21 protein-coding genes are annotated in these 23066 nt (G+C 40.1%); 1 reads left to right on the top strand and 20 read right to left on the bottom strand.

Features of this window, described 5'->3' with window-relative positions; genetic code table 11:
• Positions 1-169 precede the first annotated feature (169 nt).
• The 3 genes from WDJ61_RS07120 to WDJ61_RS07110 form a co-directional block, all read right to left on the bottom strand.
• Positions 170-2470, bottom strand: a complete 2301-nt coding sequence (locus WDJ61_RS07120; RefSeq protein WP_338754088.1) for a DNA translocase FtsK — start codon at positions 2468-2470, stop codon at positions 170-172.
• 99 nt (positions 2471-2569) lie between these two features.
• The gene (locus WDJ61_RS07115) at positions 2570-2773 is read right to left on the bottom strand and encodes a YlzJ-like family protein (RefSeq protein ID WP_338754086.1); all 204 of its coding nucleotides are present in this window, start codon (positions 2771-2773) and stop codon (positions 2570-2572) included.
• Complete coding sequence (locus WDJ61_RS07110) at positions 2770-3492, bottom strand: ClpP family protease (RefSeq protein WP_338754734.1); 723 nt, start codon at positions 3490-3492, stop codon at positions 2770-2772. Before WDJ61_RS07110 ends, WDJ61_RS07115 begins: the two co-directional genes overlap by 4 nt.
• A gap of 400 nt (positions 3493-3892) precedes the next feature.
• Between WDJ61_RS07110 and WDJ61_RS07105 the strand changes: the two genes are divergently transcribed.
• Positions 3893-5047 (top strand): transposase, encoded by a 1155-nt coding sequence (locus WDJ61_RS07105; RefSeq protein WP_338754085.1) that lies wholly within the window; start codon positions 3893-3895, stop codon positions 5045-5047.
• Between the two features lie 377 nt (positions 5048-5424).
• Here the strand turns inward: WDJ61_RS07105 and WDJ61_RS07100 are convergent, their stop codons facing one another.
• The 17 genes from WDJ61_RS07100 to rnpM form a co-directional block, all read right to left on the bottom strand.
• Positions 5425-7092 (bottom strand): ribonuclease J, encoded by a 1668-nt coding sequence (locus tag WDJ61_RS07100; protein WP_338754084.1) that lies wholly within the window; start codon positions 7090-7092, stop codon positions 5425-5427.
• Positions 7093-7346: 254 nt separating this feature from the next.
• Positions 7347-8210: a 4-hydroxy-tetrahydrodipicolinate synthase gene (dapA, locus tag WDJ61_RS07095; protein ID WP_338754083.1), complete on the bottom strand. Its 864-nt coding sequence runs from the start codon at positions 8208-8210 to the stop codon at positions 7347-7349.
• A gap of 22 nt (positions 8211-8232) precedes the next feature.
• Positions 8233-9474, bottom strand: a complete 1242-nt coding sequence (dapG, locus tag WDJ61_RS07090; protein WP_338754082.1) for an aspartate kinase — start codon at positions 9472-9474, stop codon at positions 8233-8235.
• 44 nt (positions 9475-9518) lie between these two features.
• The gene (gene asd / locus WDJ61_RS07085; protein ID WP_338754081.1) at positions 9519-10571 is read right to left on the bottom strand and encodes an aspartate-semialdehyde dehydrogenase; all 1053 of its coding nucleotides are present in this window, start codon (positions 10569-10571) and stop codon (positions 9519-9521) included.
• A gap of 176 nt (positions 10572-10747) precedes the next feature.
• Positions 10748-11347, bottom strand: a complete 600-nt coding sequence (locus WDJ61_RS07080; RefSeq protein ID WP_338754080.1) for a dipicolinate synthase subunit B — start codon at positions 11345-11347, stop codon at positions 10748-10750.
• Between the two features lie 15 nt (positions 11348-11362).
• Positions 11363-12247 (bottom strand): dipicolinic acid synthetase subunit A, encoded by an 885-nt coding sequence (gene dpaA / locus WDJ61_RS07075; RefSeq protein WP_338754079.1) that lies wholly within the window; start codon positions 12245-12247, stop codon positions 11363-11365.
• Between the two features lie 209 nt (positions 12248-12456).
• Positions 12457-13692, bottom strand: coding sequence for a pitrilysin family protein (locus tag WDJ61_RS07070; protein WP_338754078.1), 1236 nt, complete (start codon positions 13690-13692; stop codon positions 12457-12459).
• Positions 13693-13742: 50 nt separating this feature from the next.
• Positions 13743-14711 (bottom strand): polysaccharide deacetylase family protein, encoded by a 969-nt coding sequence (locus WDJ61_RS07065; protein ID WP_338754076.1) that lies wholly within the window; start codon positions 14709-14711, stop codon positions 13743-13745.
• Between the two features lie 206 nt (positions 14712-14917).
• Positions 14918-17044 (bottom strand): polyribonucleotide nucleotidyltransferase, encoded by a 2127-nt coding sequence (gene pnp / locus WDJ61_RS07060; protein WP_338754075.1) that lies wholly within the window; start codon positions 17042-17044, stop codon positions 14918-14920.
• A 230-nt stretch (positions 17045-17274) separates the two neighbouring features.
• Positions 17275-17544 carry a 30S ribosomal protein S15 gene (rpsO, locus tag WDJ61_RS07055; protein WP_338754073.1) on the bottom strand — a complete coding sequence of 90 codons (270 nt, stop codon included), beginning with the start codon at positions 17542-17544 and terminating at the stop codon, positions 17275-17277.
• Positions 17545-17720: 176 nt separating this feature from the next.
• The gene (gene ribF / locus WDJ61_RS07050) at positions 17721-18668 is read right to left on the bottom strand and encodes a bifunctional riboflavin kinase/FAD synthetase (RefSeq protein WP_338754071.1); all 948 of its coding nucleotides are present in this window, start codon (positions 18666-18668) and stop codon (positions 17721-17723) included.
• Positions 18669-18690: 22 nt separating this feature from the next.
• A complete protein-coding gene (gene truB / locus WDJ61_RS07045) occupies positions 18691-19599 on the bottom strand; it encodes a tRNA pseudouridine(55) synthase TruB (RefSeq protein ID WP_338754070.1) in 909 nt (302 codons plus the stop codon).
• A 124-nt stretch (positions 19600-19723) separates the two neighbouring features.
• Positions 19724-20065, bottom strand: coding sequence for a 30S ribosome-binding factor RbfA (rbfA, locus tag WDJ61_RS07040; RefSeq protein ID WP_338754069.1), 342 nt, complete (start codon positions 20063-20065; stop codon positions 19724-19726).
• 14 nt (positions 20066-20079) lie between these two features.
• Positions 20080-20358, bottom strand: a complete 279-nt coding sequence (locus tag WDJ61_RS07035; protein ID WP_338754068.1) for a DUF503 domain-containing protein — start codon at positions 20356-20358, stop codon at positions 20080-20082.
• Positions 20355-22457 carry a translation initiation factor IF-2 gene (gene infB / locus WDJ61_RS07030; RefSeq protein ID WP_338754067.1) on the bottom strand — a complete coding sequence of 701 codons (2103 nt, stop codon included), beginning with the start codon at positions 22455-22457 and terminating at the stop codon, positions 20355-20357. Before infB ends, WDJ61_RS07035 begins: the two co-directional genes overlap by 4 nt.
• A gap of 7 nt (positions 22458-22464) precedes the next feature.
• Entirely contained in the window at positions 22465-22782 is a 318-nt protein-coding gene (locus WDJ61_RS07025) for a YlxQ family RNA-binding protein (RefSeq protein ID WP_338754066.1), read from the bottom strand.
• Positions 22783-22785: 3 nt separating this feature from the next.
• A complete protein-coding gene (gene rnpM, locus WDJ61_RS07020) occupies positions 22786-23061 on the bottom strand; it encodes an RNase P modulator RnpM (protein WP_338754065.1) in 276 nt (91 codons plus the stop codon).
• Positions 23062-23066: the final 5 nt, after the last annotated feature.

The raw sequence follows: 23066 nt of genomic DNA, 5'->3' as shown, positions 1-23066 counted from the left end.
TTCTTTTAAGATAGCACTTTTTATCATTCTTGAAAAGATGTATTCGAATATTATCGAAAAATTGTCTAATATTTTATTCATTTTTATGGAATGGATCATATTCATTTAATATTTACCCCCTCCTCAACAGAAAAAAACGCCTAATGATCCATTAAGCGATTTTCTCCTTTTATTCTTCCGGTTTTGGAATTAATACATTTCGTGGCTTACTACCTTCATAAGGCCCTACTACTCCTCTAAGTTCCATCTCATCAATTAATCTAGCCGCTCTGCTATAGCCAATCCGAAAACGACGTTGTAGCATAGACACGGAAGCTGTCTGCATTCCAGCGACAAGTTGAACCGCCTCTTCGTATAATTCATCCTCTACTTGAGACGTTTGTTCGGGCACATCTTCCGGGATCATATCTTCTTGATATTGCGCTTTTTGTTGCGAGATCACGTAATCAACAATTTCCTCTACTTCCTCATCGGATAAAAAGGCTCCTTGGACACGAATCGGCTTAGAAGCACCAACTGGGAAGAACAGCATATCTCCTCGTCCTAACAACTTCTCTGCTCCGCCCATATCTAAAATCGTTCTTGAATCCGTCATGGAAGAAACAGCAAAAGCTATTCTTGATGGAATATTGGCTTTGATTACTCCAGTAATAACATCGACTGATGGCCGCTGAGTGGCAATAATTAAATGAATACCAGCTGCCCTAGCCATCTGAGCTAATCGAGTAATGGAGTCTTCCACATCATTGGATGCGACCATCATTAAATCAGCTAATTCGTCGACAATCACCACAATGTATGGGAGAAAAGGCTGTTTTTCTCCTGTTTCTTGGTTTTCACGTCTGATATGTTCATTATAGCCTTCAATGTTCCTTGTTCCGCTATGCGAGAACAAATCATAGCGCCGTTCCATTTCACCAACGACTTTTTTTAACGCTTGCGATGCTTTTTTAGCGTCCGTCACAACGGGGGCAAGTAAGTGTGGAATGCCATTGTACACATTTAGTTCGACCATTTTCGGATCGATCATCATCAGCTTGACTTCATGCGGTTTCGCTCTCATTAAAATGCTTGTGATGATGCCGTTAATGCACACACTTTTCCCACTACCTGTTGCTCCAGCAACGAGTAAATGTGGCATTTTATTCAGTTCTGCCGACACAGCTTCACCGGTGATATCCCGACCAAAGGCAATCATCAATTTCGAGTCCGGCTTTTCATTCACATTCGCTTCCACTACTTCACGTAACGACACCATGGCCACTTCTGAGTTAGGCACTTCAATTCCAATGGCTGATTTACCTGGGATCGGTGCTTCCATTCGAATATCTTTAGCAGCTAAGGCTAAGGCTAAGTCATCAGTTAGACTAACTATTTTACTTACCTTCACCCCAACATCCGGATGTACTTCGTATTTCGTCACCGCTGGACCTAGATGCACTTGCGTAACTTTCGCCTTCACACCAAAGCTCTGAAACGTCCTTTCGAGTTTCGCCGCATTCGAGTGAATGAGTTGATATTCTCTGCTTTGGTCTGTTTGCTTTGGTCTTTTTAATAGTTTCAGAGGCGGAAGCTTATAATCTTTATTTTCCACTTCTGTAAAGGTCATGGCCGGAGCGCTTTCCTCTACTACCTCTTTCTTCTCTACTGGCAGCGGGTCTTCTGGTGGCTCTTCTACATAAGCGCGTTCCGCAAAACTTGAAATAATCGGTTCATCGGAAGGGGGATTATCCTCATCCGTTTCTAATTTCACCTGTTGATGGTCTTTTATTTTGACAGGACGGTCAACCGCTTCATCTTTCTTCTTAGCTTTTCTTTCGCTTGTCCAATCTTTCATATCTTGCAGAAAAGCTGTCCATTGTTGACTAAAAAAACCTTTCCCAATGCAAAATAACTTACGAAACAATTCACTGAAGGATTTTCCAGTAATTAAGATCATTCCAACTAAGATAAGAACAAAGCTACATATTCTAGTTCCTAACGTATCAAATAAAAAATAAGTCACTGAAAACAGCAAGGCTCCTATCATTCCTCCTCCGAGGTCACTAGATGCTCCTGCTCCTTCCTTTACTTCCATCCAAAATAAGTTCCATGTATTAATTAATACACTCGGCTGATCAAATGGGCGGCCGTTTCCTAACAGTTCAAATAACTTAACATGACTAAGAAGTAGCATACTAATCAACACAATATATAACCCTACTAATCTCCGTTGAAACAAGAATGGCTTTTCTCGCTTAAACATAATGTAACTAGCATAGGCCATCGCACTAATAAAACCAACCATGAACCATTGACCAAAGAAAAAACGAAAAAAGTACGTAAACGCTTTTCCAACTGCTCCAAGTTGAATAATCCCTATTAAACTTAAGGCAATGATCACAATTCCTATCAGTTCAAGTTTGATCGTTTCTTTTATTTGTGGTGCTTTTTTAGTCCGCCGAGACGTTTTCTTTCTTTTTCTAACCATAGCAACCACCTACTCTATAGATTTCACAAAAAACAAGAAAGCAGCCGCTTTGGCTGCTTTTTATATTATAGCATATTTGTTCGCATTCATCTAATATGTTTAAAGAGAAATCATGCTGCCTGGAGCAATTTTTTCATTTAAAAAGTCCGTTGGATTCGTGCTTGCAATTCGAATCACTCGATATTGATTCTCTTCTCTTTGGGCATATAAAGAAATTCCATGCCAATCAATGAGTTCCATCTCATCTTCTGTAATGGCATTAGGAAAAATATATTCTCTCGGCATCATCGTATATAAAATCATTGAATCATCTTTCCATTCTGCTCGTTTTCTTTGACGAGTTCATTTAATTTTTTCATCGCCTTCCCAATTCCTCCTACCTCATTAATTAATCCGGAAGCGACAGCATCTTCGCCAACGACATTTGTACCAATATCTCTCGTTAAATTCCCTTTAGCAAGCATCAGATCTTTAAACGTTTCTTCTCGAATATCCGAATGCTTTGTCACAAACTTGACCACTCTCTCCTGCATTTTATCTAGGTATTCAAAACTTTGCGGGACACCGATGACAAGCCCTGTTAACCGAATCGGATGAATCGTCATCGTCGCTGTCTCGGCAATAAAGCTATAATCACAAGAAACGGCAATTGGGACACCGATAGAATGGCCACCTCCAAGCACAATCGATACAGTTGGTTTCGATAAAGAAGCAAGCATTTCAGAGATCGCAAGCCCAGCTTCCACATCTCCTCCGACTGTATTTAATACGATTAAAAGGCCCTTAATATCTGGATTTTGTTCAATCGCCACAATTTGCGGAATCACATGTTCATATTTCGTTGTTTTGTTTTGCGGAGGGAGCTGTATATGCCCTTCAATTTGACCAACAATCGTTAAACAATGAATGGATGTATCCTTAGGAAGTTGAGGTACATTCGTCTGTCCTAGCTGTTGAATACTTTCCATTAAAGAGGACTCTGGCTTTGGCTGTTCTTCCGTCGGCTCAATCTCTTCCCCCATCAGCTTCTTCTCAATACTCATACTCTTTTGCTCCTTTCAAGAACGAATATGAATATTTTTTTCTTTTTTTCTGAAATTATACAAAGGAGCTATCAACTGTTATTAAAAATATAGAGAATCAGGTACAAATATGGACAAACACTCTAAAAAACAGTTAGTTTTAAATGGATTCTAGAAACATCTTTATCATTTGATCCAATCATTTCGAAATAGGCATTCCCGTTTCTTTAGAATATTCTCTCCATCGCTTAAGTCATTCATTATCAATGGCACTACCGATCTGACTTCTTGTTTTTAAGTCTTTCCTCATTTTTTCACCTCATGGATAATATATAACTAATGTTATTTTATTCCAATTAATATTAGTTATAGGGTATAATGAATGCAAGGTGGTGAGTAGATGAAGAAAGCCTATTTCATAGAAATTAAGCCGACAACCGAACAAAAAACGAAAATACACCAAACGATCGGCGTTTGTCGATATGTGTACAATTTTTATCTGGCGAAGAATAAAGAAGTGTACGAAAAAGACGGCTCGTTTATGAGCGGTTATGACTTTTCGAAGTGGCTGAATAACGTTCATACGCTAGAACAAGATCAATGGATGAAAGAAGTATCTAGTAAAGCGGTTAAGCAAGCGATTATGAATGCGGACAAGGCCTTTAGAAGCTTTTTTGCAGGGAAAGCGAAATTTCCGCGGTTTAAAAAGAAAAAGAAGCAAGATGTGAAATGCTATTTTCCGAAGAACAATAAAACCGATTGGACGGTTGAAAGGCACCGAGTGAAGATCCCCACACTTGGTTGGATGCGTTTGAAGGAATTTGGATACCTCCCTGAAGAGGCAATCGTAAAAAGTGGCACCGTTTCACAAAAAGCAAGAAGGTATTACGTGTCTGTTCTTTGTGAAATAGAGCCTCAAGGAAAACAGCCTACGGTTAAAAATGAAGGATTGGGCATGGACTTAGGCATCAAAGACTTCGCCGTATGTAGCAATGGTTCGGTGTATAAAAACATCAACTGTTCTATACGAGTAAGAAAGCTAGAAAAGAAATTAAAATGTGAACAGCGCTCTTTGTCACGAAAATATCAACATTTAAAAAAGCGAGGTGAGAAAGCTGTTACTAAAAGAGCAAACATAAACAAAAACATTCTTAGAGTTCAAAAACTTCATGCTCGTTTCGCAAATATCCGCTTAGAGTATGTCAAGTCTGTCGTGAGTCAAGTGGCGAAAACCAAGCCACGTTTTATCACGATAGAAGATTTGAATGTAAAAGGGATGATGAAGAATCGTCATCTATCAAAAGCTGTCGCTGAACAATGTTTCTTCACATTTAAGACATGGTTAAAAGCAAAATGTATAGAAAACAAGATAGAGCTGAGAGAGGTCAATAGGTTTTACCCATCTTCTAAAACTTGTTCAAGATGTGGTCAGATCAAAAAAGATTTGAAATTATCTGATCGTGTCTATACATGCAAATGCGGTCATGTCATGAATAGAGATTTGAACGCAACGATCAACCTTTTACAAGCAAAAGAATACATCGTTCTCACATAAAGAGTGTGGTGTATGATAGGTGGGGCTACCCCCGAAATTACGCCTGTGGAGTGCTACATCAACCAGAGTAGCTAGCAGTTTAGCGAAATGGGGTACGAGGAAGCAGGAAAACTCTAAGGATAGACATTTGTCTATGTTTTTAGTGGAAGAATATGGAATAAAGGCAAAAGAGGCTGTCCGAAAAGGAATGATACAACCCAAAAAGTGAAAAAACTAAAACCCAAGAATGCTGTTAAATCAACGTTCTTGGGTTTTAAATTTGGATGCTTATTAGTCAAAATCGGACTTTTTGGACAGCCCCTTTGTATATTTTATACTTTTCTTAGACAGTTATACCAGTGTGGCAAAGGCTGCCACTTCGATGGTATAGCTCTTGTCTATACTTCCATAATGATTGGTAGGATCATTGGGCGGCGTTTTGTTTTTTCAAACAGAAAGGCGTTAAGTTGATCTCTAACGTCTTGTTTAATGCTTGACCATTCAAAAGACTCTCCGGCCATATTTTTTTCAACGATCTCTGTAATTAATTGTGTGGATTGTTCCATTAACTTCTCCGATTCTCTCACATAAACGAATCCACGTGAAATAATTTCAGGGCCAGAAACAATTCGCTTTTCCTTTTTGCTCAATGTAATGACAACAATGAAAATCCCATCTTGAGAAAGTAGCTTTCGATCTCGTAACACAATGTTACCGACATCTCCTACTCCAATTCCATCGATTAGTACATTTCCTGCAGGTACCTTGGAGGTTACGCGAAGTTTTTCATTTTTATATTCAATGACGTCACCCTTGTCTGGGATGACAATGTTATCCAAAGACATTCCCACTTGAACAGCAAGCTTCGCGTGCGCTTTCAACATGCGATATTCTCCTTGAACTGGAACGAAATATCTCGGCTTCATTAAATTTAACATAAATTTCAAATCTTCTTGAAAACCATGTCCTGATACGTGCACTTTTCGCTTGCCGGTAAGAACATTGGCACCTGAACGATACAAAAGATCCACCGTTTTAGCTAGCAGTATTTCTAAACCTGGTGAAGGAGTGGCTGTGATTAACACCGAGTCACCTTTTTTGATTTTGACTAATTTATTTGTACCTTTTGCCATCTTTTGCAATGCTTCAATCGGTTCTCCCTGCACACCCGTCGTTAAAATAACAATTTGATGATCCGGGTATTCAGAAATTTCCTGTAAACTGATAAGGATATCGTCCTGTACGTTTAAATAGCCAAGCTTAATTGCTATATCGTTCACACGCTGCATACTTTTTCCGCTGACAGCAACTTTTCTGCCGTTCTGGTAAGCTGCATCAAATACTTGCTGAATACGCACAATGTTTGACGCAAAAGAAGCGACAATAATACGGCCTTTTGCTGAATGAAAGGCGTCCGATAATTGATTAGCAATGACTGCTTCAGACGTGGTGTGCCCTGGTCTTTCTGCTTCTGTTGAATCAGACAGCAACATAAACACGCCATTTTGACCAAGCTGAGCCATCTTACCAATATCAGGTTCATACAATCCTTTAGCCGCCTGATCAAACTTAAATTCACCAGTGTGAACGATCGCTCCTTCTGACGTATGAATCGCCACCCCTAATGAATCTGGAATGCTATGAGTCGTTCTGAAAAATGTGACATCAACCCCATTAAAACGCAAACGAGAATCGGAATGAACGGTATAATATTTAACCTCTTCTTTTACGTTTTCTTCACGAAGTCTCATTTTTGCCAAAGCAATCGTTAGCTTGCTTCCATAGACTGGCGCTTTAATTTTCTTCAAAATATACCCTAAAGCCCCAATCGCATCTTCATGCCCGTGTGTAAGGAAAATCCCTTTCACCCGCTCTTTGTTTTCAACTAAATAAGTGATATCTGGAATGACTATATCAATTCCAAGCATTTCATTTTCAGGAAACATTAATCCAGTATCTACTACAAAAATTTCTTGGTCTACTTCAATGACCGTCATATTCTTTCCAATTTCTCCGACTCCACCAAGTGGAATGACTTTAATCACTTCATTTTTTCTCTTACCCACTATATTCTTCCTCCTATATAAAGACCAGCCCGTCCCATACCATTGTTCTTATTATAATAGATGAAGGAAAGTAAAGCCAATACAATCTTTCATCATTTGAAGAACAATGTTTTTCCGACTACTCTTTTGGAGAAGAGAGTCTGTCCTATCAACGGTTCAAAGCATGAACAATTGTCCAGTTATATAGCATAAAAAAACTGTCCGGCTAAGCTCATCTCAACCGGACAGAGTACTGACATATATTCACACTACACTTACAACAATTTTATTAAATCCGCTCGCTCAGCTTCTGAAAGAGGGACAAGCGGTAAACGCACACTTCCCATATCCATTCCTTTTAATTGCAAAGCCGTTTTGACTGGCACTGGACTTGGCGCAGCAAATAACCCTCTAATAACAGGTAGTAGCTGCTGATGAATTTTGGCCGCTTCTTGATGTTTGCCTTCTAAAAAGAAGGAAACCATTTGTTGCATGTCATTGCCAACAATATGAGAAGCAACGGAAACGACACCATCTCCGCCAACAGAAAGCACTGGAAGAGCTAAACCATCATCTCCACTGTAAACAAGAAAATCATCCGCTGTGCCAGCAATAATCTCAGTCACCGCATCAATGTTCCCGCTCGCTTCTTTTACCGCCACGATATTCGCTATTTTTGATAGTTTAATCGTTGTTTCTGGAGCAATATTGACACTGGCACGACCAGGAATATTATAGATCATAACCGGTAATGAAGTAGATTCAGCGATGGTTTTAAAATGCTGATAAAGACCTTCTTGATTCGGCTTATTGTAGTAAGGAGTCACGAGCATAATTGCATCTACTCCTACTTCTTCTGCCTTTTTCGTTAATTCAATGGACTGCTTTGTATTATTGCTTCCTGTTCCCGCAATGACAGGAACTCGTCCTGCTACAGCTTCAACCGTATGGCGAAACAGGGCAACTTTTTCTTCTGCAGTCAAAGTTGGTGATTCCCCTGTTGTTCCAGCAACAACAAGAGAATCCGTCCCATTATTAATTAAATGATTTACAAGCTGGCTTGTTTTTTCAAAATCAATATTTCCTTTTGAATCAAAAGGTGTCACCATGGCAGTGGACACCCGTCCGAATGAAACCATACTGATTCCTCCTCCGTCGAGCTTACTTCTTCATTTCATATTCACTGTGGTCTTCATGTAATTCAAAAGCATCGTGCAACGCATTGACTGCAGTAACAAGTTCTTCACTTTTTACAAGCACCCATATCGTTGTATGACTGTCAGCCGATTGTAATATTCTTACATTTCGTTCAGCGAGAGCATGAACAATTTTCGATGTAACCCCTGGAACACCTGTCATCCCAGCACCTACAACGGATACTTTTGCACAGTCTCTCTCAACGTCAGGGGTATACCCCATCTCTTTTAATACTTGCTCTGCTCGTTCAGCCATGTTGCCTGTCACCGTATAGACAACGCCTGTTGGAGAAATATTAATGAAGTCTACACTAATTTTCTCATTAGCCATCGCTTTAAATACTTCAGCCTGTAAATTATACTGATCTTTTTTTGCCTGTACTTTAATTTGAGCAACATCCGATACATGAGCGATTCCCGTCACTAGTCGTTCTCTAATGTCCGAGCCTTGATTTTGCTTGGATAAAGAAGTGACAAGTGTCCCTAGACCATCAGAATTTGTTGACCGTATGCGCACAGGAACCTTCGCCTGCATCGCTATTTCTATTGCCCGAGGATGAATGACTTTCGCTCCTTGATAAGCCATGTTGCAAACCTCATTATATGTGACGACAGATAGAGGTCTGGCTTTATCGGCGACTCGAGGATCAGCCGTCATAATTCCTTCTACATCAGTAAAGATGTCAATCCAGTCGGCACCAAGAGCAGACCCTAAAGCTGCTGCTGACGTATCGCTGCCTCCTCGACCAAGTGTTGTGACATCACCTGCTGCATTCGCTCCTTGAAAACCAGCAACAACAACGACATCATGTGCCTCTAGCTCTTTTCGAACTCGTGAGCATTTCATTTCCAAGATCTTCGCATTTGTGTGCTCGCTATTTGTGACAAAACCAGCCTGTGCTCCATTTAATGCGCAAGCGGAAATACCGCTGTCAAGCAGCATATTCGTAAACACAAGACTTGAAATAACTTCACCGCAAGAAAGAAGCATATCCTGCTCTCTTGCTGATAGCTTCATATCTTGCCCATTAGCTAAAGATAAAAGAGTATCTGTTGCATATGGTTCACCTTTACGCCCCATAGCAGAAACGACAACAACTACTTTGTATCCTTCTTTTATGGCTTTTTCAATATGACGTTTAGCATTTTGCCGCGTGTTTTCATCGCGCACAGATGTGCCGCCAAATTTTTGAATGATAATTTTCACTTTTTTACACCTCTGCATTTCCTCGGTGAGAATTCATCTATTAATTATTTTGCTTCAACTAGACCCATTTCAACTAAAGTTTCGGCAATTTGAACGGAGTTCCAAGCAGCACCTTTTAATAAATTATCAGATACAACCCACATATGGAAACCTGTATCTTCATCTAGGTCTTTTCTAATCCGTCCAACGAACACGTCGATTTTGCCGACGCAATTAGCTGGCATTGGGTACACTTGCTCAGAAGGATTGTCTTCTAATACGATTCCTGGAGCATCCTTTAATTTAGCTTGAATATCTGTCGTTGTTACACCCGTTGCTTCCACTTCAAAGTATAAAGACTCAGAATGCCCTGTTGCAATTGGAAGGCGCACACAAGTCGCTGCCACTTTTAACTCTGGCATATGCATAATTTTTTTTGTCTCATTAATCATTTTCATTTCTTCAAATGTAAACCCATTTTCCTCGAATTTATCAATTTGAGGAATCGCATTAAAAGCAATTTGGTAATGCTTTTTATCGCTACCTACTGGAAGAATTTCTGGTTGGAACTCTTTTCCTTCAACGATTGCTTTTGTTTGATCATTTAATTCTTGAACAGCTTTCGCGCCTGCTCCTGACACCGCTTGATAAGTAGATACTACTACTTTTTTCAATCCATACGCTTGACGTAGCGGTTCAAGTGCTGCCACCATTTGAATCGTAGAACAGTTTGGATTAGCAATAATGCCTTTATGCTGTCTTAAATCCTCTTTATTGACCTCTGGAACAACAAGTGGCACTTCCGGATCCATTCTAAATGCGCTTGTATTATCAATGGCAATGGCACCGCGCTTAGCTGCTTCTGGAGCCAACTCTTTAGAAATGCTTCCACCTGCGCTGAAAAGAGCAATATCCACGCCTTCAAAGCTTTCAGGCTTCGCTTCTTGTACAATCACTTCTTCACCTTTAAATAAAATTGCTTTCCCAGCTGAACGCGCGGATGACAGCAATGTAAGCTCACGAATTGGAAAATCTCTATTCGCTAAGGTTTCCAACATTTGTTGTCCTACTGCACCTGTTGCACCTACTACAGCTACATGAAATCCTTGATTACTCATTTTTCTTCCCCTTTCCCTAGACCAAATTACTCGTGTATATGTAACACGTTTTTTCATAATAAAAAATAGTAAAAAAAATGTAACAACACTTTTTTAATAGCTACTATTTTAACACATTAAAGTTTGAAAAGCAGAAGAAAATATTCAGTTATTCAAAAAAGAGAAAAAAGGGAAGGTTAATTCCCATCCCTAAATCGTTCAATAATGACAGGTTGAAGCTGTTTGCCAAGTAAAGCGGAATCAATAGTTTCGATTAAGCTATCCATCCGCGCCACCATGGAGTTTGGCTTCTTCACTGGATCGTCTTGACCAAATGGAATAAAATAAATATGTTTAATCGGCATTAACCTCATGATATTTATTCCATTTAATCCAAGAGCATCATTAGTGGATATTCCAAGAACGACTGGTTTCTGATTACGAAGTGTCGCTTTAGCAGCCATTAAAACAGGAGAATCCGTCATGGCATTAGCAAATTTACTGAGAGAGTTACCGGTAATAGGAGCTACTACCATGCAATCAAGAGGAATTTTAGGACCGAGGGGTTCTGCATCTACAATGGAATCGATAACTTTAGTATTGGTTACTTTTTCAATTTTTCCAACCCATTCCCCCGCCTCTCCAAAGCGGGTACCCGTTCCTTTAACGGTTCCTGTCACTACTGGAACGACTTCTGCTCCAAGCTGAACTAGCTGTTCGATTTGAGGAAAAATCTCACTGTACGTACAATGCGAGCCAGTGATTCCAAAACCAATTCGTTTTCCTTTTAAAGTCATGTTCCTACTCTCCTTTCATTTTGTTGCATCATTCTTTAATAATTCTGCTAGCACATTGGCTAATATTTGCCCTGCCGTTTTCGGCGCAACAAGACCTGGAAGCCCAAGGGCTAAAATTGCTTTTATGCCTCTTTTCTCTGCGTATCGAAAATCGGTCCCTCCAGGTTTTGAAGCGAGATCAATGATGAGTGTATGAGGTCGCATTTTAGCGATGGCAGACGCTGTCACCACTAAAGAGGGAACGGTGTTAATAATAATATCTGCTTTCTCCGCTACTGCTGATAATTCATTCATTTTAAATGGGGTTAATCCCATTTCAATCGCTCGGGCCAAGTGTTCACTTCGCCTAGCACCAAGCAAAACATTTGCACCTAGGTTGTTAAATGTCCTAGCCACACTCATCCCCACACGCCCCATGCCAATGACAGCCACGGTTGAACCATGAATGGTGAAGTCGGTATGCTGAATCGCCATGAGAACTGTTCCTTCAGCAGTAGGAATCGAGTTATAGATGGCTACATCATCTCGATCAAACAAACGGACTAGCTTTCTTCCTGCTTTTTCTGCCATATTCGTTAATAAGGGTGGGCTAATACCTGTAAAAATGACACAATGTTTAGGGGTTCTGTCAAAGATATCTTTGGATAAGCGTAAGTGACTTTTGGAAAAAATGGTTTCTACTTCACCAGTCGCTTGCAAACCAGCTACGGGAAGGACAATCGCATCGATTTGTTCAAAAGGAATGTCCTCCATATTCTCCTTTACCGCTCCAGTGAAGCTTTGCTCTAATTGATCAAATCCAGCTAAATAAATTTTTGCATCCAACTCTGTTAGTTTTCGAATAATTTCAAGCTGGCGCGCATCTCCACCTAACACTGCGACTTGCAGCCCTGTTAGCATAACCTTCACCATCCTTTTTTGTGTGTGGCACCGATTCACTCCTATATTGTATGAAAAAATTTTTCATGGGTGAAATAAAATATTGTTTTCAAAAACAAAAGGATCTGCCCCTTAAAGGGAATATCTAATAAGTAAAAAGTGCAAATCCCTTTTTACATTAGATACCCTTGATAGGAGCAGATCCCTGTTGAGATCACTTTAATTATTTTTTATATAGAAGCCGGCAGTTTTCCGTCCGGACTGATAAGAGCCGCAGAATAATCTTCGGTAAATATGATTTCAGACATACGGTTAACCGACTCGAGTGTCACACGATCGATTAAACCGACAATTTCATCTAAAGAGCGATGCTTTCTTAAAACGAGTTCATTTTTGCCATTCCGACTCATTCGGCTGTTTGTACTTTCAAGGCTAAGCATTAAGCTGCCTTTTAACTGTTCCTTGCTATTGTGTAGCTCCTTCGCTGTAATACCCTCTCTTTTCAAAGAGCTCAGTGTACCTTGGATCGTTTCAAATAACTGATCGAGCTGTTTCGCTCCAGTCCCTCCATAGATCGTTACCAGCCCACTATCTTGAAAAGACGAATGATAAGAAAAGACGGAATAAGCTAGTCCTCTTTGCTCACGAACTTCTTGGAACAAACGAGATGACATGCTACCTCCAACGATATTATTTAGTATAATAAGACTATAAATATCTTCATTCCCTAGAGGAAGCCCTTGAAACCCTAAACATAAATGAGCTTGTTCAGTTTCTTTTTTTCTAGAAAGCTTATTACAATAAAATGCAGGTGCCGTTCCGTTCGCTGGTCGGCTGCCCCCTTCGTAGCTTCCAAATAGTGACTCCGCTTGTTTCACCAATTCTTCGCTAACATTCCCAGCAATGGAGATCACTACACGGTCCGGTGTATACATATCATGCATATACTGCTTTAATGTATCTCTTGTAAATGTTGACAACGTTTCTTCCGTTCCAAGAATTGGATAACCAAGCGGATGGTTCTCATACACTGCCCGACTTAAAAGATCATGAACAATATCATCCGGTGTATCCTCATACATTTTAATTTCCTCTGCTACTACATTCTTCTCTTTATCCATCTCTTTTTGTTCAAATGATGAATGAAAGAACATATCCGCAAGAGTTGATAACGCATAAGAAGCATGATTATCTAGCACTTTGGCATAGTAACAAGTGTATTCTTTTGACGTGAATGCATTGACTTGCCCACCGATACTATCAAAGCTTTCTGCGATTTCTTTCGCTGACTTTGTTTCTGTTCCTTTAAAAAACATATGTTCAAGAAAATGAGAAATCCCATTATTTTCAGGCGTTTCATCTCTTGAACCTGTGGCAATCCAAATTCCGATCGCCGCGGATCTAACAGTTGGAATTTCTTCCAATACGATTCTAACTCCATTATTACAAGTGAATTTCTTTATCAATGTAATCCTCCTATTCTAGCTGCAGCCAAAAAGCAAGTTCTATACTATGTCTAATTCGTATCACTCGATAACACCTGGGTCTCACTTAATAGGTTGGACACCGTACCGATTTTAAACTTCTTTGCTTTGATTTCTTTAATAAGGGTGTCTAAAGAAGCAGATGAAGATTTTGTCGGATGCATTAAAATAATAGCCCCTGGATGAACTTTATTCATCACCCGTTCAATCAGTTCCCCGGGTGTTGGCTTTCTCCAATCAACCGTATCCACTGTCCATAATGTGGTCCACATACCAAGCCTATGAGCTTCCTGTACGGTATGGTCATCAAAACTTCCGCTAGGCGGAGCGAATAATTTAGGTTTATAACCGGTGACCGCTTCGATCACTTCATTTGTCTTGACCATTTCTTCATTTGTTTTGCTTATGCTTAAAACGGCCATATTTGGATGTGAATAAGAATGATTTCCCGCTTCATGTCCAGCTTTAATGATCATCTTCGCAAGATCAGGATGTTTTTTTACCCAACGGCCTTCAAAAAAAAAGGTGGCATGAATATGATGTTTCTTCAATATCGACAGCATCTCAGGTAAATATTCTTCTCCCCAAGCTACATTTATAGCAAAGCTAACCATTGGTTTATCAGGATGCCCCCGATAAATCGGAGCTGGCGATAAGTCCTTTAAATGTATCTTGGGAGGTACCTGCCTGTATATTAAATGTTTTTCAACAAATATTCCATCCTTTTTCATATTTTTTAAAGATTTCTCAATGTCCACTTCAAGTCCGTTATATCCAGGTGTCTTTTTCCATACACGATCGATAACGGCATCTTGAGGTTCTTTGTGGCGCTTTTTTGCTTCACTCTTCACTCTATCCTCTAACGATCGAATGGGCTTTTGTACAGCGACCGTATCATATTTTAGGCTATTTATATAGGTATTAATAGGTGTATGATTCATAATCGTAAATGTGATGATAGCTATGACGACTATACTAGTGACTTTTTTTGTTACTGACATGATCGATTCCTCCTTTCGTTCATTTAAAACTATGAGTGAACGAAAAGAAGTAGAACTCAGTCAATTGTACAAACAGTCAAACACTTACGCTCATTAAAAAAGGGCTTGCCCCCTAACGATGCAATACCTAAAACCTATTATGAATAGCTTTTTTAGATATTGTAAAGTTCATCAGAGACAGACCCCATTATGACAGACCTTTACTATTAAGATTCTTGCTGCTGCTTTTCAGCTGCTTCCTTCTGCTCTTTTAATACCGCTTTACGAGAAATATTCACTCGGCCTTGATCATCAATATTGATCACTTTCACCAATAATTGATCTCCAAGAGCAACGACATCCTCCACTTTACGAACTCGCTCTTCTGCTAATTCAGAAATATGAACGAGACCGTCTTTACCTGGGAATAGTTCAACAAAAGCACCGAACTTCTCAATGCGCTTCACCGTTCCTAAGTACATTTGGCCAACTTCCACCTCACGAACGATGTCTTCAATAATTTTCTTTGCTTGATTATTTTTAGCTGCCTCTGTAGAAGAAATGAAAATCGTTCCATCTTGCTCGATGTCAATTTTAACCCCTGTCTCATCAATGATTTTATTGATTTGTTTTCCGCTTGGTCCAATAACATCACGGATCTTATCTGGGTTAATTTTCATTGTTAAAATTTTCGGTGCATAAGCAGATAATTCTTCACGTGGTTGAGAGATCGTAGCCATCATATGGTCTAAAATCTGCATACGACCTGTTTTTGCTTGTTGCAATGCTTCTTCAAGAATTTCTCGGCTAAGCCCTTCAATCTTAATATCCATTTGAAGCGCCGTTACCCCTTTAGATGTACCTGCAACTTTAAAGTCCATATCACCTAAGTGGTCTTCTAGCCCTTGAATATCTGTTAATACGGTATAATGTTCACCAGATTTCACTAGACCCATCGCAATTCCAGCTACTGGCGCTTTAATTGGTACACCAGCATCCATCATCGCCATCGTACTTGCACAAATACTTGCTTGAGAAGACGAACCATTCGATTCTAATACTTCTGATACAAGACGAATTGTGTATGGGAAATCCTTTTCACTAGGAACGATTGGTTCAAGTGCTCTTTCTCCTAAAGCACCATGTCCAATTTCACGGCGACCCGGCGCGCGAAGAGGACGAGTTTCACCAACACTGAAGGAAGGGAAATTGTAATGATGCATAAAGCGTTTTGATTCTTCTACGCCTAATCCATCTAAAATTTGCACATCGCCTAGAGCACCAAGTGTACAGATGCTTAGTACTTGCGTTTGCCCACGCGTGAACATTCCAGAACCATGCGTACGCGGCAAAATACCGATTGTGGACGCTAGCGGACGAATCTCATCGATTTGACGTCCATCTGGTCGAATTTTTTCTACCGTAATTAAACGACGAACTTCTTCCTTCACAAGCTTATCTAACATTTGTCCCACTTGTTTCATTGTTTCGTCATCGGCTTCTTCTTCAATGAATTTGTCTTTCACTGCATCTTTTACTGCTGTGATCGCTTCTTCACGAGCGTGCTTTTCTTGTACTTGAATCGCTTGAACCATATCTTGCTCACAAAGTGTCCGAATTTTTTGCTCAATGTCGAAGTCAATTTCATATAGTTCCACTGCGATCTTTTCTTTTCCAACCGCTTGAACAATTTCCTCTTGGAAAGCAATCATCCGTTTAATTTCTTCATGCCCAAACATAATCGCTTCAAGCATCACTTCTTCAGGTACTTCATCCGCTCCTGCTTCAACCATGTTGATGGCATCTTTCGTACCAGCAACGGTTAAGTTCATATCACTGCTTTCCATTTGCTCAACAGATGGATTGATAATGAACTCCCCATCAATGCGTCCTACAACGGCACCGGCAATTGGACCTTCGAATGGGATATCAGAAATGCTTAGCGCTAAAGAAGAGCCAAACATAGCCGCCATTTCAGAGGAACAATCTTGATCCACACTCATCACGATACTAATGACTTGTACTTCATTACGGAATCCGTCTGCAAACAAAGGACGAATCGGACGATCGATTAAGCGACTTGCCAACGTCGCTTTTTCACTCGGACGACCTTCACGTTTAATAAATCCACCCGGGATTTTTCCTACCGCATATAAACGTTCTTCATAATTTACTGTCAATGGGAAAAAGTCTACTGCTTTTGCTTCTTTTGATGCTGTTGCTGTGCTTAACACAACCGTATCTCCATAATGGATTAATGCTGCTCCATTTGCTTGTTTAGCGACCTCGCCGATTTCTACTGTCAGCGTTCGGCCTGCCCATTCTATGGAAAATGTTTGTTTCCCTTGCTCCATAAATGAACCCCTCTCTATATCAATAAAAATGATGAATAATTTGCAATTCTACATAATAGCATAACATTCGTTGAATGCTATGCAAAGGTGTAACCTTTAAATTACCTATCTTATGTATTATTTACTGAAAACATATTCATTAAGCATTTATTTTTAACACCAAATGTAATTAAATACCAAATGTTTTGAACGTAATAAAAAAGCGGGAAAAATCCCGCTTCCCGCATTGCTTATCGACGTAAACCAAGTTTTTGAATTAGTTCACGGTAACGTTGAACGTCTTTGTTACGAAGGTACGTTAACAAGTTACGACGACGTCCTACCATTTTCAAAAGACCACGACGTGAATGATGATCTTTTTTGTGAGTACGTAAATGATCGTTTAGAGTGTTGATTTGCTCAGTAAGTACAGCGATTTGTACTTCTGGAGATCCTGTGTCACTCTCATGTGTTTTAAATTGGCTGATGATTTCATTCTTACGTTCTTGAGTTAATGCCATTTGTAATTCCTCCTTAAATTTTCAAATCCCCTGTTACTGAGCATGCGTCGGAGTGGCGCAATGCCAAGCAAAGGTTCAATTTATGCGATTTCAATTGTATCGGATATTCAATCAAAATGCAAGCTTTTTATCCCGCATTAACGGGCTGTAAGATCCCCACTGATGGAAGTTTCACTTTATGATTGCTTAACCAAACAGTCCATGGCCATTTGTTTATCCTTTTCAATTTGGCGGACAAGCTCTTCAATACCGTTAAATTTCTGTTCCCCCCGAATATGGATAAACCATTGAATAGCGACTTCCTCTCCATAGATCGAATGTTGAAAATCAAAAATATGTACTTCAATCGATAATGAAGGTTCATCTGGATTTTTAAAGGTTGGTCTGTATCCGATATTACAAACTCCGTTATACCAATGACCTTTCACCTTGATCTTCACTGCGTAAACACCCGTTTTAGGAGTGATAAAATCAGCACTTACTTCAATATTCGCGGTTGGAAAGCCGATTTTTCGTCCTCGCTTATCTCCGTGAATAACCGTACCTCTCACTTCGTATGGCCGACCAATTAATTGCTTCACCATGTCCATTTGTCCATCTTCAAGAAGTGTTCGTATTCTCGTTGAGCTAACCTTTTCTGCCTCATACTCGAATTTATCAACCGTCGTAAAATCAAATTGGTCTCGAGAATGAAAATGAATCGTCTCCATCGTTCCCTTGCCTAGTCTACCGTACGTATAATCAAAACCAGCTACTACGTGCAAGACGTGTAGACCGATAATATAATGGTCAATGAATTGCTGCGGTTCTAAAGCAGCGAAGTCAGAGGTGAATCGCACAACAAATAAGTAATCCACACCAAGCGATTCCATGACGTGTTTTTTCTCTTGTAATGGGGTAATATATTTAATTTGCTTATGCTTTCGACCTAACACAACAGAGGGATGCGGGTCGAATGTCATCACGGCACTTTTGATACCTAACTCTCGTGCTTTGTTTACTGCTGTTTGAATCACTTGCTGATGACCTTTATGTACACCGTCAAAAAAACCAAGAGCTATAACGAGCGGTGGTAAGTCTTCTCTATGTAATTGATGAGGATGGTGCAACATGATCATTTCCACTTTTCTTCACCCTTCTTCCTGGTCAATCACCTAATACTTTTACAGGCTTTACTTTCCCTGGTTTTGTCGGATGCAAACCATATATAGCTAGTAAATGCCCTTGAAAGATAACGACAGCTTCCGCTTCTCCTGCTGGCCAATCATTTGGCAACTCAAGCACAGCGCCATTTTTAACTTTCTCTGCTAATGTATCACTTATCTCCCATTTCGGCAAATGTAAAACACCTTTTTCAAGTGGGTGCAACCAAGCTTCGACTTCGTTATTTTCTTGCTTCTCCTCTAACTGCTGAAGAGTCAAACAGTCTGCTTGAGTAAACCCACCTGATGAGGTTCTTACTAAATGGGACATATGAGCAGGATAACCTAATCTTTCACCGATCATGACAGCTAACGTACGGATATATGTTCCTTTCCCACAAACGACACGAATAGAAAAGCGGATCGTCTCTCCAGCAAACACTTCTCTATCGTCAAGAAGTTCTATGTCTTCAATCATTACTTTTCTAGAAGGCCGTTCGACTTCTATTCCTTGACGAGCATATTCATACAATCGTTTCCCATTGACTTTGACTGCAGAATACATCGGTGGCGTTTGAACGATCTCTCCCGTTAAAGACTGCAATACACGTAAGATATCTTCCCTTGAAAATGGTTCAGTTACTGCTCTTTGTTCAACTAACTCTCCAGAGGCATCCTCCGTCGTTGTAGAATAACCTATCGTCACTTCGGCAACATACGTTTTTCCCGAATTCATAATATATTCCGATAGTTTCGTCGCTCGACCAATACAGATCGGTAATACCCCTTCCACATCTGGATCAAGCGTTCCAGTATGGCCCACTTTTTTTGTGCGAAGGATTTTTCTAATACGAAAGACGCAGTCATGAGAGGTCATCCCTTTTTCTTTCCAAAGTGGTAATATACCGTTCATCCTCGTTCTCTCCTTCTTTATTTTCTTCGTAAAAAAAAGAGGTCTTACGCCTCTTTATGAATTAAATATAGAAAAAAGTCTATATGCATTCAAGTCAGAAACGAAAGACCTTTCACATTTAGGGCTACTCGCTATCAATTTCTCGTAGCAGAGCATCAATTCGATTTCCATAAGCGATGGATTCATCGAATTCAAACAGTAATTCCGGTGTTTTGCGAAGACGGATTCTCTGTCCCACTTCAGAACGGATAAATCCCTTCGCTTTTGCAAGAGCTTTTAACGTTTCTTCCCGTTTCTGCTCATCGCCAAGGACAGTAATATAAACCTTCGCTTGTTGAAGATCACCAGTGACCTCTACATCTGTAACAGTAATAAAGCCAATGCGAGGATCCTTCACTTTACGGTTTAAAATATCCGTTAGCTCTTTTTTCATTTGTTCTCCGACACGATTAGAACGAAGAGTCATCTTTATTCACCTCTCTATAACCATTCATAGGATGTCATCAGACGCTCCCATTCAGGAAACGAGTCTAGAAATTTCAATGCGTTTTCTAGTTCCCTCTCAGCTGCTTGTTTGGAGGAAGCGACGGTGACAATGGTAAGCTGTGTCCGTTGCCAAACGTCTTGATGGTTCGTCTCAGCAACAGACACATTTAATTTTTGTTTTAGGCGAGTGATTGTACGTTGAAGCACGGCCCGTTTTTCTTTTAAAGAATGGGACTCATGAATGACATATTCTACTTCAACGCAACCAATCATTTACGCTCAATTTCCTCTTCAATGAAGGCTTCAATAATGTCGCCTTCCTTCACATCATTGAAGTTTTTAATCGTGATTCCGCACTCATAACCTTGAGCCACTTCTTTCGCATCATCTTTGAAGCGTCTCAGTGCATCGACTTCCCCTTCAAAAATAACAATGCCATCACGAATTAAACGAACACCGCTATCGCGAGTGATTTTACCGTCAGTCACATAAGATCCGGCAATTGTACCAACTTTCGATACTTTAAATGTTTGACGCACTTCTGCTTGACCGATGATTTTTTCTTGGAATTCAGGATCAAGCATTCCTTTCATTGCCGCTTCAATTTCTTCGATTACTTTATAAATGATACGGTGAAGACGTACATCGACTTCTTCCGCTTCTGCTGCACGTTTTGCATTCACATCTGGACGTACATTGAAGCCGATAACAATCGCATTAGAAGCTGATGCTAAAATAACATCCGACTCTGTAATAGCTCCGACACCAGTATGAATGATTTTCACGTTTACGCCTTCTACTTCAAGTTTTCGCAAAGCAGCAGCAACTGCTTCAAGCGAGCCTTGAACGTCAGCTTTTAAAACGATATTTAAATCTTTCATTTCGCCTTGTTTCATATGTTCAAATAGATTATCTAAGCTGACACGAGATTTCTCGCTACGTTGCGCTTGCAATGCTTCTTGAGCACGTGCTTCACCAATTTGGCGAGCTGTTTTCTCATCTTCAAAAACAACGAAACGGTCTCCAGCTAATGGCACGTCATTCAATCCAGTAATTTCCACAGGTGTAGAAGGTCCTGCTACTTTTACGCGGCGCCCTAAATCATTGACCATTGCACGCACACGACCGAACGTGTTGCCGACAACGATTGGATCTCCTACATTTAATGTACCATTTTGAACAAGCAATGTTGCAACCGAACCGCGGCCTTTATCAAGCTCAGCCTCGATAACTGTTCCAATGGAACGGCGATTAGGGTTAGCTTTTAACTCTTCTACTTCAGCCACTAAAAGAATCATTTCAAGCAACGTGTCAATTCCTTCACCATGTTTCGCTGATAAAGGAACGAAAATCGTTTCGCCACCCCAAGCTTCCGGTAAAAGACCATGCTCAGTTAATTCTTGCATCACGCGATCAGGATTCGCTGTTGGCTTGTCAATTTTGTTTACTGCAACAATAATTGGCACTTCTGCCGCTTTCGCATGATTGATCGCTTCAATCGTTTGCGGCATCACTCCATCATCTGCTGCCACGACAAGGATCGTGATATCTGTAATTTTCGCTCCGCGAGCACGCATCGTTGTAAACGCAGCATGTCCAGGTGTATCAAGGAACGTGATTTTTTTGCCTTGCTCTTCAATTTGATAAGCACCGATATGCTGAGTGATTCCACCAGCTTCTCCTTCAGTGACTTTCGTATTTCGAATGGAGTCAAGAAGCGTTGTTTTTCCATGGTCAACGTGTCCCATGATTGTCACAACTGCTGGTCGCTCAATCGCTTTCCCTTCTTCATCCGCTTCAAAATATACTTCTAAATCCGCTTTATCAATTAAGATCTCTTCTTCTACTTCTACGCCGTATTCACCAGCAATTAGTTCAATGGCATCACTATCTAACTCTTGGTTAATTGTAGCCATGACACCTAGCATGAACAGCTTTTTAATAATTTCAGACGGCTCGCGATTGAGCTTCTTTGCCAATTCGGTTACGGTTAATGAACCAGTAAACGTAATTTTTTCTGGCAATTCTTTCACTTTAGGCGGAGTTGGTGCAGCAGGTTTTACATTTCTCTGTTTATTCCCTTGCTGTTTGTTACGCCCTTGAGCTTTATTATTCCCTTTTTGCTGGGGATTTCTCTTAGAATCTTGAGATTTAGCTCCTTGCTTAGGTTTTGACGGTGCACCTTTACTGGCACTTGGTTTATTATTTGTTTTTGATTGATTTAATGATTTATCCAATTTTTGCATAGCCCCCTTGTCAATAACAGTCATATGGTTAGAGACTTCTACATTCAACTCTTTTAATTTATCAATGACCACTTTACTTGACACATTTTTTTGTTTCGCATATTCATACACTCTTTTTTGACTCATTATATGTTCACCCCCGCATATTATCATCGAGAAGGGAGGAAAGCTTGTTTGCAAAACCTGCGTCTAACACCGCTAAAACAACCCTAGCCTCTTTGCCAATTGCCTGGCCTAGAACATACCGATCATCTACCCACCTTACGGGCACTTGGTAAAAACTTGCTTTATCTTGAATTTTTTTCTTTGTATTAGGCGAAGCATCCATTGAAAGCACAATCAATTTAGCTTGGCCTCTTTGAATTTCTTTTACTGTTAGTTCTTCGCCGGAAATAATTTTTCTTGCACGGTTAGCTAATCCGATTAATCCTACCCATTGAGGCTGTTTCATGAATTAATGCCTCTCCTTTTCTACAAGAGACAGCAATTCCTCAAAAACAGCATCCGGAATCTCTGAACTTAAATGCCGAGATAAGATTCCTCTTTTTTTCGCTAATTCAACAGCTTCTTTACTTTTCGATAAATAAGCTCCGCGCCCAGACTTTTTACCGGTTAAGTCAACAGATACGTCCCCTTCTTTCGAACGAACGATTCTTACCATTTCTTTTTTCGACTTCATTTCTCCTGTAGCTACACATTTTCTTAATGGAACTTTTTTAGGATTAGCCATTGTTC

It is taken from the genome of Bacillus sp. FJAT-52991, from assembly GCF_037201805.1.
In the GTDB taxonomy this organism is placed as follows: domain Bacteria; phylum Bacillota; class Bacilli; order Bacillales; family Domibacillaceae; genus Bacillus_CE; species Bacillus_CE kandeliae.
This window is presented reverse-complemented; position numbering and strand designations above follow the sequence as displayed.

What these genes read in the sequence shown, in the direction of transcription:
- WDJ61_RS07120 (WP_338754088.1), bottom strand. Translation starts at nt 2,470, where the DNA reads ATGGTTAGAAAAAGAAAGAAAACGTCTCGGCGGACTAAAAAAGCACCA.
- WDJ61_RS07115 (WP_338754086.1), bottom strand. Translation starts at nt 2,773, where the DNA reads ATGATTTTATATACGATGATGCCGAGAGAATATATTTTTCCTAATGCC.
- WDJ61_RS07110 (WP_338754734.1), bottom strand. Translation starts at nt 3,492, where the DNA reads ATGGGGGAAGAGATTGAGCCGACGGAAGAACAGCCAAAGCCAGAGTCC.
- WDJ61_RS07105 (WP_338754085.1), top strand. Translation starts at nt 3,893, where the DNA reads ATGAAGAAAGCCTATTTCATAGAAATTAAGCCGACAACCGAACAAAAA.
- dapA (WP_338754083.1), bottom strand. Translation starts at nt 8,210, where the DNA reads ATGGTTTCATTCGGACGGGTGTCCACTGCCATGGTGACACCTTTTGAT.
- asd (WP_338754081.1), bottom strand. Translation starts at nt 10,571, where the DNA reads ATGAGTAATCAAGGATTTCATGTAGCTGTAGTAGGTGCAACAGGTGCA.
- WDJ61_RS07080 (WP_338754080.1), bottom strand. Translation starts at nt 11,347, where the DNA reads ATGACTTTAAAAGGAAAACGAATTGGTTTTGGAATCACTGGCTCGCAT.
- dpaA (WP_338754079.1), bottom strand. Translation starts at nt 12,247, where the DNA reads ATGCTAACAGGGCTGCAAGTCGCAGTGTTAGGTGGAGATGCGCGCCAG.
- WDJ61_RS07065 (WP_338754076.1), bottom strand. Translation starts at nt 14,711, where the DNA reads ATGTCAGTAACAAAAAAAGTCACTAGTATAGTCGTCATAGCTATCATC.
- pnp (WP_338754075.1), bottom strand. Translation starts at nt 17,044, where the DNA reads ATGGAGCAAGGGAAACAAACATTTTCCATAGAATGGGCAGGCCGAACG.
- rpsO (WP_338754073.1), bottom strand. Translation starts at nt 17,544, where the DNA reads ATGGCATTAACTCAAGAACGTAAGAATGAAATCATCAGCCAATTTAAA.
- truB (WP_338754070.1), bottom strand. Translation starts at nt 19,599, where the DNA reads ATGAACGGTATATTACCACTTTGGAAAGAAAAAGGGATGACCTCTCAT.
- rbfA (WP_338754069.1), bottom strand. Translation starts at nt 20,065, where the DNA reads ATGACTCTTCGTTCTAATCGTGTCGGAGAACAAATGAAAAAAGAGCTA.
- WDJ61_RS07035 (WP_338754068.1), bottom strand. Translation starts at nt 20,358, where the DNA reads ATGATTGGTTGCGTTGAAGTAGAATATGTCATTCATGAGTCCCATTCT.
- infB (WP_338754067.1), bottom strand. Translation starts at nt 22,457, where the DNA reads ATGAGTCAAAAAAGAGTGTATGAATATGCGAAACAAAAAAATGTGTCA.
- WDJ61_RS07025 (WP_338754066.1), bottom strand. Translation starts at nt 22,782, where the DNA reads ATGAAACAGCCTCAATGGGTAGGATTAATCGGATTAGCTAACCGTGCA.
- rnpM (WP_338754065.1), bottom strand. Translation starts at nt 23,061, where the DNA reads ATGGCTAATCCTAAAAAAGTTCCATTAAGAAAATGTGTAGCTACAGGA.